The sequence below is a fragment of the Sphingomonas sp. genome (genome assembly GCF_019635455.1).
Taxonomy (GTDB): domain Bacteria; phylum Pseudomonadota; class Alphaproteobacteria; order Sphingomonadales; family Sphingomonadaceae; genus Sphingomonas.
Genome location: NZ_JAHBZJ010000016.1, coordinates 1 through 14781 on the forward strand (window position 1 = coordinate 1; position 14781 = coordinate 14781).

Sequence of the window (14781 nt, forward strand, 5' to 3'; positions counted from 1 at the left end):
GCCAATCGGGCTGTTGCCAGTTCCAGCGCATGATCGATAAGCCGCCTTTCTATCGATCAAAATATGCCGAAATTTGATTTATAAAAGGCTTTTCTATCGCTTTTTCGATTAGTCGCTATTTGGTCCGGCGAGTTAATTCTCAAGAGCGAAGAGGATAATTCCCTGGGGCGGCACGGCTCCGCCGATTCCGTCGCGAATAATAACGCTAGCGCCTTCTGGAACGACGTAGTCGATCGGCGCTTCCCCGTGATTGATGACAAAACGATAAGTCTTGCCGTCCGGCGCCAGCCGATCGCTGACTTCCAGAAATTCCGGCTGGGACACGGGCATTTCACCCATACCCGCCTGACGTACCCATTGCACCGAGAACGTGTCCTGCATGGTCCGATCGAGCAGGCCGCCGACATAGGTGATACGTCCTTTCCCGACGGGACGGGTCACCGCGACCGGCTCGCCTTTCAGCCATGGCCCGTCGAGATACCGAGCCGTCACCGACGCGTCCGCACTGTCGGTTGCCAGGGTTTCGGCCCATGTCGATACCGCTCCGGTCTGTCCTTCCCCTGCAACTCGATGCGATGCGTCGAGCGCGTAGAACCCGGACACGTGGGCGCCAAGCAGGCGAGCGAGCGGTCCTGGCTGACGCTCTGGCCATAGCGCATTGTCGGCGTCCTTCATGCCGCTACGCGGTCCGAGAACAAGATGTCCCCCGGCGCGAACCCAATCGGTCAGGCGATCGGCCAGCGCTGCCGGCAGCACGGTAAGAGCGGGGGCGATGACAAGTTTGTACCTGCCAAGGTCGGCACCTGGCCCCAGCACGTCCACCGTCACGCCGCGCCGCGCGAACGGGCGGTACCAGTCGGTCAGCACGCGGACCGTATCCCAGTCCTGAGCATGGCGCTGCACGTCGTTCGCCCAGCGGCTGTCCTGTGAATAGAGGAGCGCGACCCGGGCATTCGGGCTCGTTTGCGCGAGGTCGCGCGAAGCTCCGGAAAGTTCGCGGGCGGTCCTTGCGATCTCGGGGAACACCGCGCTCGGGCGCCCGTCCGCACCCACCAGTGTGCCATGATACTGTTCCTGCCCACCTGGGGCGCTTCGCCATTGCCAATAGAGAATGGCATCGGCCCCATGCGCCACCGCCTGCCAGGCGAGCAGTCGGGTTGCGCCGGGATCGAGCGACCGGTTGTTCTTCCCCCAGTTCACCGCCCCCGGCTGGGTTTCCATGATCCAGAAATTTCGTTGGTTGAATCCGCGCACCAGATCGTGGTGCAAGGCGTTCGCGACCCAGTCGGGCCGGCCGTCCGGCACGTATTCGTCCCACGTCGCCATATCGAGCCGCGCGGCAACGGCGTACTGATCGAAGTTATTGTTCCACCGCGTGAAATTCGTGGTCACAAACTGTCGCTTATCCGCCAGAGCGCGGATCGTCCTCGCCTGCTCCCCGACATAGTCCGCCCAGACCGCGCTCTGGAAACGGCGTACGTCGAGCAGCAGGGCGGGATTCTGCTCTCGATCAAGGGTGAGCGGCACCTGGTCGAACCGCTGGTAGACCTGGCTCCAGTACTGGGTGCTCCATCGGCGGTTGAGTTCGGCAATCGATCCGTACCGCTTTCCGAGCCAGACCGCCCACTGGCGGTGCGCGGCTTCGTCGTATGAAGGGACGCCGATCTCGTTGTCCACCTGCCAGCCGACGACGCGCGGATCATGCCCGTACCGTGCGGCCATCGCGCGCACCAGGCGGTCGGCATATCGGCGGTAAGTCGGGCTCGCGAACGAGAATTGGCGTCGCGTGCCGTGGCGCTCGACGGTTCCATCGTCGTTGACGCGGAGCACGTCGGGATGGGCTTCGGTCAGCCATATCGGGGGGGCTGCGGTCGGAGTGCCGAGCACGACCTTCATGCCATGCGCCGCCGCGCCCGCAATTGCCCGGTCGAGCCACGCGAAATCGAATATTCCGTCTTCCGGCTCGATCCGCGCCCAAGCGAATTCGGCCAGGCGCGTGACCCGAAATCCCGCCTGTTCCATGCGGTCCAGATCCGCTGGCCAGGCGCTTTCGGGCCATTGCTCCGGATACCAAGAGGCGCCGACCGACAACGGAGCGGCCTTGAAGTCTGTCGAATGGTCAGGGGCGGATGCCGCCATCGCCTGCGAAGGGAGCGCGAGCGCGGCCCCCAGCAGAGCGGCGATGGCGGCAACGCGACCCATCTACTTGACGGCGCTGGCGGCGGGGCGCTTGCCCGTCCGCACCCAGCCATGCAGCGCTTCCCACGCGGCCTTGCTCTGCTCGGGGGTGAAGCCGCAGTGCGTGTAAGCTTCCACCCCGCCGATCGGGAGCGGCATGCGCTGGGGCGGTACGCCGTAAGACGCAAGATACTGCGATCGCCCGGAGGCCTTCACTTTGGCTTCGAGAGCCGTCTCCTGCGCGTACGGAACCAGCGAATCGATGGTGTTGTGCATTGTTACCAATGGATCGGAAATGCGGCCTGTCGCGCGATGCCATCTGGCGAGATAGGCGACCGCCGCGGGATTCGCCGACACGCGCTGGATACCGGCGTTCAGGGCCTTGGCCTCGGCTGCGGTCATGGTGTCGCTGGCATAGACCTTTCCGGTATTGTCGTAAGGCTGCCCGCCTGCGGTCGCGGCGATATCGCTCGCGCCAAGCGAGGCGGTGAGCAACGGAAAGGCCAGCGCGCCAGGGTCGGGCTCGAACCCGCCGATCGCGGCGACCTGCCGGATGATTCTCGCTTCCGGCCCGGACGGGTTCTTGCCGGCCGCGTTGAATAGCGCGATCACGGGCGCGCCCATGCGCATGAACTGGCCCCACACCTCGGCCTGGTTCGTCGCGACCGGCAGGGCCGAAACCCGGATATCCTGTTCGCCGGGAAGGGCATAGGGCGTACCCTTGGTAAGGAAGTTGTAGCTGGCGCGCATGTCGTAGAGCTGGGCGACCAGAGTGGACCAATCATCGACGACCCCGCACCGAGCGACACCACCAGCAAACTGGCCGGGATACATTTCCAGCAGGGCCTCAACGATGCCGCCGCCCATCGAATCGCCCACCGCATAGACTTTTCCCGCGCCCATTGAGGCCAGCAGGTCGCGAAGGCGTTTCGTGCTCTTGATTCCGGTTTCCACGCCCAGGCCGTCCTTGGCGTAGGCGCTGTGACCTACCGCCACGCCGTCGGCATAGGCGAACCCCATCGTCTTGCTGGGGGACTTGTCTCCCACGGGGTTGGCAGCGACTTCCACCGGCGTACCGGGCGTGCTGTAGCCGTGAGCGTAGACCAAGCCTTCGCCGCCGTTCCATCCCGCCGGAAAGGCGAGCGCGAACTGCTGTCCGTCCAGCTTGCCACCCAGGATGGTGCCGCCATCGGGTCCTTCGCTTGCGACCAGATCGGTCGCACCGCCCGCCGCGGCCTTTGCCTTCAATGCCTCTGCGGGGCTGAGCGTGGCCGCAGCAGCCGGTGGCGCGGTATCGGAGACGCTCGTCGCACAGCCTCCCAGTCCGAGTATGAGCGGAGCGGCAAGCGGAAGGGCAAAACGGCGCAGGCGCGAAGTCATCGGGTTACTCCTGGTGTAAACGGCTGGACGAGCGGACGAGATGGCGGTCGAAAAAGCCGGCGATAAGCCGGTAGGCCTCGATGGACTCGGGCATGTCGGGCCACATGAAAAATGCATGGGGCAGACCATCGAAGAGGTACAGTTCGCTGTCGATTCCAGCGGCAGCAAGCTTGCGATGGGCGAGCGTCAGCGCACCGACGGCGAAATCGCGGCCGCCGGCAAGCAGAATGGTGGGCGGCATGGCGCGAATCTCGTCCTCCGAGAGCATCGGGTATGCCACCGGGTCCTTCGCTTCGACACCGGCCAAATATGCGGTTGGCAGAAAATCGGGCAGTCGCGGCAGCGCGAGCGGCTTGCCATCGCCGATCGCCGCCGAGAGATAGGGACTGTCGCCGGAATAGGGGGCGCCTGTTCCGCAGAAAGTCCCGATCGCCCCCGGACGCGGCAACCCCTGTGCGCGCAGCCAGGCTGTGGCCTGCGCGGTGATGATGCCACCGGCCGAGCAGCCGTAGATGCCGATCCCGGCTGCCGGATATTGCTTGAGGAGAGCCTTGTAGACGGCCGCGACATCCTCCGAGGCGGCAGGATAGCGATGCTCGGGCGCGAGGCGATAATCGACCGTCACGACCCTAATCCCCATTTCCGCGGCTATCGGGATTGCCTCCACGAGCGCGCCGCTCCCCGAGCCCCACATGAACGCCCCGCCGTGTACGTTGATCAGGACGCGTTTCCGGTTCCTGGTAGAGATACCCGCCGCCGGATCGACGATATCAACCGTTACGCCGCCCATTTTGGTGCGGGTCTCGTTTGTGGCGAAATGACGGCGCATCTCCGCCAGCCGGTCGTCGTTCCACTTGCCGTAGAACGCGCGCTGGCGGTCGATATGGCCGTTGACTTCGGCGGGTGCCTTCGCGGCGTCCATGCGCGCGAGTACGGCAAGCGCCTGCGCGCTCAGCTGGTTGGAATCGGGGAGCGTGAAGGCCGGCACTTCGATCGGACCGCGCGCAAGGGGAGCGGGGGTGCGATCCGGCTCGTCAGCCTGTGTTGCCGGGGCGAACAGCATCAGGGCGCCTGCGAGGATCGCCCTCATTTTCCGGCTCCGATCGATTTCGAAAGGAACCTGGCCATGTCGGCGAATGCCCGATCGCTTTCGGGCGAGTCGATATAGGCCCAGAACGCATGGGGAAGCCCGTCATAGAGCCAGAGCTCGGCCGGCACTCCCGCGCGCCGCAGCGCATTACAGAAATCCGCAGTGGGTCCCTGGAGAAAATCGCGTCCGCTGGTGACACACATCGTCGGGGGCCAGCCCGCCAGCTCGCCGATGAGGGGGGAGACCGCCGGATCGTCCAGCGACCTCCTTCCCGCATAGAGCTGGGCCACGGCCTTCGCACCCGCCATGTCCGCGAACAATGCAGCGCTATCGCCCGTCGCAGACAGATTCGCGGTGCCGGAAAAGAAGCCCAAGGCACCGGGAAGCGGAACTCCGTCTGTTTTGAGCCGTGCTACAAGCTCTGCGGAAAGGATTGCCCCTGCCGACGTGCCGTACAGTCCGATAGAACCCGCCTTGCGTGTCGCAAGCAGCGCACGATAGACCGCAAGGGCTTGCTCGACCGCGGCGGGAAACGGATGCTCCGGGATCAGACGGTAACGAACCGCCACAACCGGATAACCGGTCTGCGCCGCGATCTCGACATTTTCCGTGATCGAACCCGAATCGACGAAAAAGCCTCCGCCATGAAGGTTCAGCAGGACCGGGCCGGACCCGCGCCAGTCGCCCGGACGGCCGGCCCTCCGAAATATTCGTACGGGAACCCCGGCAATCTCGCTTTCCTCCATCGCCACCTTCCAGCGAGCAAGGCGAGGCTGGCCGATCTCCTGCTGGATCGCCTCGGACCGGGCGCGACGGCCGTCCATGGTCTGGGGTCCGGCGGGACGACTATCGTTTGCCTCGAGTCCCTCGCGCGCGGCCTGCGAGAGTTCCGGCGACCACGGCGGAAGCTTGATCTGCGCCGGGGCGCTGGCCGCCATGCATATCGCCGGAATTGCGAGTATCGCCCGTATCGCGCTTTTCATCGCCGCTTTTCCACGAGTTCGGAATAGGTCTTCGCGCTCGGCTTGGGCGATCGGCGGAAGCGCGTGCGATCGACCGCGACGAGGCCGAATTGCTGGCTGTACCCACGACGCCATTCGAAGTTGTCCATCAGCGACCAGTGCAGGTAGCCGAGGACAGGGGTTCCGGCGGCAACCTGTTCGTCGAGCGCCGCGAGCGCCTTTTCGATGAAGCGCTGGCGCTGGCTGTCGTCAGCGGCGGCAATGCCGTTCTCCGTCACGAGGACCGGCCTCCCGGTCACCCGGTGGGCGTGGGCGATCGCGGGACCCAGTGCCTGGGGATGGAACTCGTCACCCGATTGCGTCTTCTCCGCGTCATCGGGTGGTGGAACCACCGCATCGGCCGAAAGCCGAAGCCGGCCATAGTTCTGCACGCCGATGAAGTCGTCGTTGCGTGCGACGGCGAAGAACGGGTCTTCCGCAAAGCGCCGATAGGCTTTGACCCCGGCGTCGCTCCCGACCGGCTGGATGTCGGGCAGGGCGAGGCTCATCCCGATCGGCAAGCCGGGATATTCGGCCTTCATGGCCGCGCGCGCCGCCCGGTGTCCCGCCAGCAGGTTTGCCAGGCGGGCATCCTCCCCGCGCGCGTAGACCCAGACATCGAAAATGTCCGATCCGCTCGCCCTGGCAGCTCCGCGAAGCATCTCGTCAAGGCCGGTCCGCACCGGATCTGCGAGCGGGGTCTGGGTCCAGCGGCCCATCAGCGGAAGATTGGGTTCGTTGAACGTCACCACGTGGCTGGCGTCGCGTCCCAGCGCGTGAGCGACGTGGCCGGCAAAACGCGCGAACAGTTCGGGTGCTCGCCCATTGCTCCAACCACCGGCGGCTGCGAACCAGCGCGGCGAGGTGAAGTGGCTCAGCGTGATGACCGGGGAAAGCCCGCGCAAGCGGCATTCGCAGGCAATCGCGGCATAGTGATCGAGCCACGCCTGGCTGAACTGGCCTTCCGCCGGCTCGATCCGGCTCCACTCGACCGAAAACCGGTAGGCATCGAGTCCCATGCGGGTGATCAGTGCGAGGTCCTCGCGCCATCGATTCAGGCTGTCACAGGCATCACCCGACGGTTCGCGGAATTGCGTTTCGGGTAGCTGTTCGAGCAGCCAGATGTCGGCATTGACATTGTTGCCTTCGATCTGGTGTCCGGCCGTGGCTGCACCCCAAAGAAAATTGCGTGGGTATCCGGTCATTCGCCGGCAATACCCCTGGTTCCGCCATTTCTGGCGATGCGGCCCAGCAGGCGGGCGCTGGGTTTGATGGTCCGCGCAAAGGTCTTACGATCGACGGCGACGAGCCCGTATTTCGGACCATATCCGCTCAACCACTCGAAATTGTCGAGCAGGGACCAGTGAATGTATCCGATCACCGGCACACCGTCGATGCGCGCCTTTTCGACCGAGGCGATGGCTTCGGGAATGAAGCGCGCGCGCTCCGTATCGTCCGCTGCGTCGATGCCGTTTTCGGTGATCAGGACGGGCTTACCCGTCGCCTCGTGAGCGTACCGGATCGTGTTGCCGATCGCGGACGGATACCATTCGCCGCCGTTCGCCCGGCGCGGGGTATCCTTCGGCCCCTCGACCGGGCCGGTCTTGCCGATGAACGCGCGACCATAAGTCTGCACGCCGATAAAGTCGTCGTCCCGGGCGAGCTCGAAAAACGGTTCGTAGACGATCTTGCGTTTGCGCCCGAGCGCATTGTCCGGCCCGATCCCGACATCGTCCGACAGGGCTAGACTGAGACCCAGCGGGAGGTCACCGCGCACCGCCTTGATCGCTGCCCGGGCTTGCCGATGGGCCTCGATGAGGCCCGGGATCATCGGACGTGGATCGCCCGCATTGAGAACATCGAATCGGTCCGAGCCGCTGGCTCTGGCCGCCGCAGCGGTCATGGCGGCGACCTTTGCCTCGAACTCGGAATTGTCCCTGGTTTCAGTCGGCCAAACGCCGCCGAGCGCAAGATTGGGTTCGTTGAACGTGACCGCGTGGCTGATCGATCCGGCCATCGCCCTGGCGACCTTGTCGGCGAAGCGGGCGAACAAGGCCGGGGCGTCCTTCTGGATCCAGCCACCGGAGGCCGCGAACCAGCGCGGCGTCGTGAAATGGTTGAACGTGACGACAGGCGCCAGTCCGAGTTCGCGGCAATAATCCACGATCCGCGAATAATAGTCGAGATAGGCCTGGCTGAACTGTCCTTTCGCCGGCTCGATGCGGCTCCACTCGACAGAGAAGCGGTAACAGGTGAGCCCAAGGCCACGGACGATGCCGACGTCTTCGCGCCATCGATGCAGGCTGTCGTCCGCATCGCCCGAGGGCTCGGCGAAGACCGTGGGGGTGACCTGCTCGAGAAGCCAGATATCGGCGTTGACGTTGTTGCCTTCGACCTGGTGTGCCGCCGTCGCCGCGCCCCACAGGAATTGCGCGCCCCTGGGCGTCGCCGCCCGGGTTTTCGCATAGGCCGGCATCGCGCCCGCCGTCCCCAGTGCCGCGCCGGTCGCCAGAAAACTGCGCCGGTCGATCCGAGATGTCTTCACGACCGTCATTGGACTACAGACGGGCCTGGACGGACCCCCGTCGTGACCCAGCTATGCATCGCCTCGAACGCGTCGATATTCTGCTTGGGCGTGAAGCCGCAGTGCGAATAGCCGGTCAGGCCACCCGGCAGGTCGAATCGCGTCGGCGGCACCGCGTATTGCGCGAGCCTTTCGGAATTCCCCGCCTTGGCCGTAACTCGGCCCAGTCCGACCGTCTGCGAATAGGGCACGAGGGCGTCCTCTGTCTGGTGAACCGTGACGAGAGGCACTTTGAAGGTCCCCGTCGATTGATGCCACTTGGTGGCGTAGGCGACCGCGGCCTGATCGGCATCGAAGCGCTGGATCGCCGCGTTGAATGCCTTGTTTTCCGCGGGGGACATCCCGGGGACGACGTAATCCTTGCCGCGGTTGGACACGGGCATTCCGCCCATTGTGGCCCGGATGTCGTCCATTCCCAACACTGCGGAATAGAGCGGCGCCCCGATCGCGGCAGGGTCGGGCGCGAAACCGCTGATCGCCGCCAGTTGACGCACCAGCTGCGCCTCCTTGCCCTGCGGATTCGCCTTGGCCGCGAGGAAGAGCGCGAAGACCGGCGTAAGCACCTTGAGCTTCTGCGCCTCGCGGAAGGCATCGCCGGGCGTCTTGTCGCCTTCAGGCGGCACGACCGGGAGGCCGGATCTGCGCACGTCCAGTTCGCCGGGCAGGGCGTAGGGGGTATCGACGGTCAGGACGTTCCACGCGGCGCGCAGGTCGGCCATCTGTCCGATCAGCGGGAGCCACCCCTCGGTGATGCCGCACATGGAAACCGCCCCGTCGAACTTGTCCGGGTAGAGTTCGATCAGCGACATCACGATGCTGCCGCCCATCGAGCCGCCGACAACATACTGCCTGCCCGCACCCAATTTGGCGAAGACATCGCGCAGGCGCAGTGTGTTGATCGCGCCACTTTTGGTTGCCACGCCCGACTTGTCGAATGCCGCGATGCCGAGCGCCAAGCCCTTCCCGTATATGTGCTTCAGTGTTCCGCCGCCGGGATCCTTGGCAATCGGATCGGACGGCACCGTCGGCACCGAGCCGGGGGTCGCATAGCCTTGGCCGAACAGCACGGTCTCGCCCGTCCAGTTTGCCGGCATGGCAATGACGAACGCGCGCCCCTCCAGCTTGCCGTTCACGATCGTGCCACCGTCCGGCGCGGGACTGGCGACGAGGTCGGTCGCCGCCGCCGCCGCCAGGCCGGCGAGCAGGCGCGCGGAATCGGCGCGACCCTTAATCGATCCGGCCGCCACGGGCGCGTCGCCCGTGCCGACCGGAAGCGACGTCGGGGCTACCGCACACGAAGCGAGCAGTGGCAGTACCGCGAACGGGAGCGACCTCTTTTTCATCTGCTTCCTCAGAAATCGATGCGCGCTTGCACGCCGAATGCCCGCGGTTCGCCGTAGATCGTGTTGACGAAGCCGGAGTTGTTGTAGCCCGGGTTGGAGGTCACCCGGTACTCCTTGTCGAACAGGTTGGTGGCGAAGACCGCCAGATCAACCGGACCGCCAAAGGCATCCTTCCAGTCGAGTCGCAGGTTCACCAGGCTGTATCCGGGGATCGTGTCGAACGGCTGGCTTTCGGGCGTCACGCGCTGGCTCGACTGGTAAGTGAAGCTCGCCGTCAGGCCCAGTTCGCCCATCGATTCCGGGATGGGCGCGTTGATCGTGCCGTTGAGCGATACCTTGTGCTTCGGCACGAACGAGAACGGCGTGCCGGCCAGATCGCGGCTCGGCTGGGCGGCGGTCAGAGCAGAGGGAATCGCGGGAATGGCAATCGTATTGTAGGTCAGGTACTTGGCGTCGTTATAGGAATAGGTCCCGCTCAGGTTGAAGTACCTGCTCGGCGCGAGCATCCCTTCAAACTCGATGCCCATTACGCGGGCCTTCTGCGCATTGCTGAGGATGTCGGCGCCGGCGATCGCGGCACGCTGGATCACCTGAATGTCGTTGTACCACGTATAGAATGCAGCGATGTTGGTGCGCGCCCGCATTCCACCAAAGCGCCAGTCCTTCTTCGCGCCGATCTCAATGTCGGTCACCTTTTCGGGCTTTACGGCGAAGAGCGGGTAATTCTGGCCCAGGAACAGCGAAACGATGGGGTTCGATGCACCCGATTTATATCCGCGACGGCTCACCGCATAGAGAAGCGTGTCGGGGTCCGGCTTGTAATCCAGTCCCAGTTGCCAGGTGGGGCCATCGCTTTTCCCGCTGAACGTCGGCAGGGTACAGTTGGGATAGTAACGCGTCGGGAAGCCCCCCGCCGCGACCGCGAGGAAGGCGTCGTAAACGCACAGGTTCGCATTGAGCCCGATGACCTGCGCGGCCTGAGCCGGCGTGATCGCGCCAAGCGTCGCGAGCTGGTTGAACACATCGTAACTGGCGGCATCCTGAACCGCCATGATATCGCCACCGAAGCGGTCCCAGGTCCAGCGGAAGCCAGCGGTAGCCGTCAGTTCCGGAGCCAGCTTGTACTGGACCTGCCCGTAAAGCGCCTTGCTGCGGCCATCGACATGCGCCGTGGGCTGCAGGCTGAGCGCGGGCAGCAACGGGCCATCAGCTCCGAGTGCGGCTTGGAGCGCGGGAGGAAGGACGACGGGTCCCCCTCCGAGAATGCCGAGGGTCTGTAGCGGATTGATGGTTCGGAAGGTGAGCGGCCCGGGAGTCTTCTGGTCCTGGTAGAAGCCGCCGACCTGCACCGTCAGCGGTCCCTTGCTGTACCGGAACTGGAGCTCCTCGGTAATCGTGTCGAGGTTGTTGTTCCACCCGCCCGGATAGGCGCCGAGAAGATCCGCGATCGGGAGCGGCGTCGAATCCCGATCGACCGCGCCGTTCGACTTCGAATTGGAGAAGCTGAAAATATTCTTGATCGTGAGGGAATCGCTGGCCTGCCAAGTGGTGTTGTTGAGCGCGAGGATGCTCTTCCCTCGCTCGAGGGTCGCCACGCTCAGAGCGGTTTCGCGCACGCCTCGCGCCTGCTGCGCGACGAGATAGGGCTGGAGGAGCGACGCATAGGTCCGCGCGGGATTGACCGCGACGAGGATCGAGCCGCCTCCGTTTTCGTCGATATCGACATAGTTCACGGCGAAATAGGAACTGAAATTCGCCGAAGGACGGAACAGGATACCCAGGCGCAGCGAGTAGTTGTTGCGGTTGAGATAATCGCGGCCGGTGTTGACATCGGTCACATATCCGTCGCGCTTGTCCAGGCGACCCGCGATCCGGACGGCGAGAACGTCATCGACAACCGGGATGTTCAGGGCGCCCTCCAGCCCGATCCGGTTCCGGCTTCCAAACGTGCCGACCGCATAGCCCTCAGTAACTCCAAGCTTGGGCCGCTGCGGCTCGATGAGGACGGCGCCCCCCGTCGTGTTCCGGCCGAAAAGCGTTCCTTGCGGGCCTTTCAGAACCTGGAGGGACGCGAGATCGTAGAAGTTTCCGGGGCCGCTCGCATTGTTGGGAACTTCGGCGAAGTAGGCGACGACGCCTGGACCACTGCCGGTTCCCGGCCCTCCGTTCCCCCCCATACCGCGGATGCTGTAGGTTTCCTGGTTTCGGCGCACGTCGCCGACGACGGACAGGGACGGCGTGTAGTTCTGGAGGTCCGACCCGCTGTTGATGTCCTTTTCGATGATGTCCGACTGGCTGAGGGCGGTCAACGAGACGGGGACGTCCTGGCTCCGCTCTTCCGTGCGGCGGGCCGTGACCACGATTTCCTCGAAACCGGAATCGCCGCTTGCCGACTTATCGGTTCCGGCTTCCTGTGCGATCGCCGGCTGGCCGACGAAAATTGCAACTGCGGCAAGGCCGCTGGTCGCCATCAGGCGGGCAGTACCCTTCATCATCCAACTTCTCCCATATGCGACGCTTCTCGGTCGTCGTAATAAATCATATAAATAACGCGGACTGCCCCTAGCGCGTTAGTCGGCGCCATGCAATGGTGCATGCTTCGACGAGGTCAGAATCCGAACGGACGCGTCGAAAATCGCGCGCCATCGGTCAGGCATCTCTCGACGAGGGCGAGGGGTGTGACGTCGCATTCCGCGATCCCCCTCCGCGCGACATGCGCGAATTTCCGATAGAGGCCGCCATATTCGTCGCCATCGGGCAGATTGACTGGATTCCCGTCGATCGCGAGACGATGGGCGCCTTCTTCGAGGGTGACGGTGCGGGAATTGGTCGAAAGCTCGATCGTCCAGAGAGGCTCTCCCGGCCAGAGAAAGTCGAACGAACAATCGATTGTTCCGCCAGCGCTTCCCCGCAGAGCAATCTCCGCCCGAATCGGGGAGGCGCGGCCGGCCGGGATAAAGAGGCGCGAACGCAGCATCGAGAGGGACGGGTCGATCGCTGTCAGGAGCGAGATCGCGTTGATTGCCGGGTCGAAAACGCCAAATCCCGCCTCGCCGAATATCCATTCCTGGCCCGGATGCCACTGCCTCACATCCTCGCGCCAGACCACCCTGCCACTCGTGATCGTCCGATCGGCAAGAGCGTTGCGCGCCGGCGCGAGACCGGGCGCCATGCGTGCGTGCCATGCAGTGAACAGCCCCACCTTGCTCGCCACCGCACGTCGCTCCAGTTCCTTCGCTTCGGCAACCGACACGGCGGGGGGCTTCTCCAGCATCACCGCGATGCCGCGCGCGATCGCGCGTGCCGCGAGTCCGAACCGCACGTCCGGCGGGGTGCATATGGAAACCGCGTCGATTGAGATGCCGGATTCGAGAAGATGGTCGAGCGAGTGGAAGGCCGGATGATCGCGCCAGCCTCCACGGGGATCGACCGTCGCCACCAGGTCGAAATCCGAATTCTCGGCAATGGCGGGAAGGTGCGCGTCGCGGGCTATCTTGCCCAGGCCCACAATTGCAACGCGCAACGGCCTTGCGAGACGCTCGTGATCCCCACTCATGCCAATTGTCTGATGTATTTGCATTGGAATTGGCAAGCGCGATGTGCATATCGTCGCACCCATGGGACATAATCCGGTCATCGGGAGGATCGCAAGAAGTGCGCCCGACCTGCTGGGCGAAGGGCCGACATGGTCGGTACGGGACCAGGCTCTTTACTGGGTGGATATCCTCGGACGAAAGCTGTTCCGCATGAAATGGCCCTCGCGCGAGGTGAGCGGGTGGACGATGCCCGAACCGATCGGCTGGGTCGTCGAAAGGGAGCGGGGCGGGTTCGTCGCCGGGCTTCAATCCGGAATCCACGCACTCGATCTCGATCCGTTTAACCTCGAATTTCTTGTTGACCCGGAGCCCGGCCTACCAGGCAACCGGCTCAATGACGCCAAGGTCGATTGGCATGGGAGGCTCTGGTTCGGGACCCTCGACATGGGCTGCGACAAGCCGACGGGCGCTTTTTATCGCCTGGGTACTGACATGGAATGCGCCTGCATCGAAAGCGGACTGACCATTCCGAACGGCCCCGCCGTTTCTCCCGACGGCCGTTCGATGCTGCACACGGATAGCGCCACGGGGAGAGTCTGCAAATATGCCGTCGATGCAGATGGTCACGCTTCGGCCAAGGTCCCGTTCATCGAGCCGGGCGAGGCGACGGCGACGCCGGACGGAATGACCTTCGACGCCGACGGGTGTCTCTGGATTGCGATGTGGGGAGGGGGACGGGTCGATCGCTACAACCTGGCCGGCGAGCTGTTGCGCTCTATCCCCCTGCCGGTTCAAAATCCGACAAGCTGTGCCTTTGGAGGCGCGCGCCTCGATCGCCTGTTCGTGACCAGCGCCGCGTCGGGCGACGCGCACAATGCCTGTGCCGGACACCTGTACGAAATCGACGCGCAGGTGCGCGGCGTGCCACCATTCGCATTCCGCGGTTAGTCTTCACCTCGGTCGATCAGCTCGAGAACTTCGCCGAGAATATAGCGCATCGCTCGCGAGGCCCCTTCGTCGTCGCCGCGCAGGATCGCGTCGCAAACCGCCGCATGGTCCGCAACGCTCGCCGATCGTCCGACGATCGTGTTGGTGAATCGGATCGACGTCCGCAGGGCGGTCGCAACCATCGCGCGCATCTGGAAGAAGAATGGATTGCCCGATGCGCGCAGGATCGCGACGTGGAATTCGATGTCCGCGTCAAGGGTGTCGTCGCGTCCCTCTTCTGCCAGCCTCATGCGCTCCAGCCCCGCGACGATCTGCGCACGCTGTTCGCCATTGGCGTTACGCGCGGCGAGCCTTGCCGCGGCAGGCTCAATCGCCATCCGCAATTCGTTGAACTGGCGCAGGAGATCGAGTGAGAACTCGCGCACCAGCAGCCAACCGAGCACGTCGGGGTCGAGCAGGTTCCACGAATGGGAGGGGGAGACACGCGTGCCGCTACGCGGCCGGGCCACCAGCAACCCTTTCGCCGTAAGCATCTTGACGGCTTCGCGCGTGACCTGCCGGCTGACGTCGTGATGACGGGAGAGGTCGGCCTCGGTCGGAAATGGCATCCGGTCATATGCCCCGGTGACGATATCGCGCCCGATTGCATCGACCATTGCCTGCGTAAGGTTCCGGGGAGGAAGCCCGGCCTCTGCCGAATTGTCGGATTTCAAGATACCTG

11 protein-coding genes are annotated in these 14781 nt (G+C 64.4%); 1 reads left to right on the forward strand and 10 read right to left on the reverse strand.

Annotated features, from left to right (window positions below; genetic code table 11):
• Positions 1-132: 132 nt before the first annotated feature.
• From KF783_RS15250 to KF783_RS15290, 9 genes are all read right to left on the reverse strand, one after another.
• Entirely contained in the window at positions 133-2202 is a 2070-nt protein-coding gene (locus tag KF783_RS15250; protein WP_294080859.1) for a beta-galactosidase, read from the reverse strand.
• Entirely contained in the window at positions 2203-3558 is a 1356-nt protein-coding gene (locus KF783_RS15255; RefSeq protein ID WP_294080861.1) for a hypothetical protein, read from the reverse strand. It lies immediately after the preceding gene.
• Between the two features lie 4 nt (positions 3559-3562).
• A complete protein-coding gene (locus tag KF783_RS15260; protein ID WP_294080863.1) occupies positions 3563-4648 on the reverse strand; it encodes an alpha/beta hydrolase fold domain-containing protein in 1086 nt (361 codons plus the stop codon).
• Complete coding sequence (locus tag KF783_RS15265; protein WP_294080865.1) at positions 4645-5586, reverse strand: alpha/beta hydrolase fold domain-containing protein; 942 nt, start codon at positions 5584-5586, stop codon at positions 4645-4647. The genes KF783_RS15260 and KF783_RS15265 overlap by 4 nt, the downstream gene beginning before the upstream one ends.
• 41 nt (positions 5587-5627) lie before the next feature.
• A complete protein-coding gene (locus tag KF783_RS15270; RefSeq protein WP_294080866.1) occupies positions 5628-6854 on the reverse strand; it encodes a family 1 glycosylhydrolase in 1227 nt (408 codons plus the stop codon).
• On the reverse strand, positions 6851-8125 hold the full coding sequence (locus KF783_RS15275; protein WP_294080867.1) for a family 1 glycosylhydrolase: 1275 nt from the start codon (positions 8123-8125) through the stop codon (positions 6851-6853). Before KF783_RS15275 ends, KF783_RS15270 begins: the two co-directional genes overlap by 4 nt.
• Before the next feature lie 74 nt (positions 8126-8199).
• Positions 8200-9480, reverse strand: coding sequence for an alpha/beta hydrolase (locus KF783_RS15280; RefSeq protein ID WP_294080869.1), 1281 nt, complete (start codon positions 9478-9480; stop codon positions 8200-8202).
• A 104-nt stretch (positions 9481-9584) separates the two neighbouring features.
• Complete coding sequence (locus KF783_RS15285) at positions 9585-12071, reverse strand: TonB-dependent receptor (RefSeq protein WP_294080871.1); 2487 nt, start codon at positions 12069-12071, stop codon at positions 9585-9587.
• A 113-nt stretch (positions 12072-12184) separates the two neighbouring features.
• A complete protein-coding gene (locus tag KF783_RS15290; RefSeq protein WP_294080875.1) occupies positions 12185-13195 on the reverse strand; it encodes a Gfo/Idh/MocA family oxidoreductase in 1011 nt (336 codons plus the stop codon).
• Here KF783_RS15290 and KF783_RS15295 point away from each other — a divergent pair.
• Positions 13194-14060 carry an SMP-30/gluconolactonase/LRE family protein gene (locus tag KF783_RS15295; protein ID WP_294080877.1) on the forward strand — a complete coding sequence of 289 codons (867 nt, stop codon included), beginning with the start codon at positions 13194-13196 and terminating at the stop codon, positions 14058-14060. The genes KF783_RS15290 and KF783_RS15295 overlap by 2 nt on opposite strands.
• Here KF783_RS15295 and KF783_RS15300 read toward each other — a convergent pair.
• Positions 14057-14716, reverse strand: a complete 660-nt coding sequence (locus tag KF783_RS15300) for a FadR/GntR family transcriptional regulator (protein WP_294080919.1) — start codon at positions 14714-14716, stop codon at positions 14057-14059. The genes KF783_RS15295 and KF783_RS15300 overlap by 4 nt on opposite strands.
• Positions 14717-14781 lie beyond the last annotated feature (65 nt).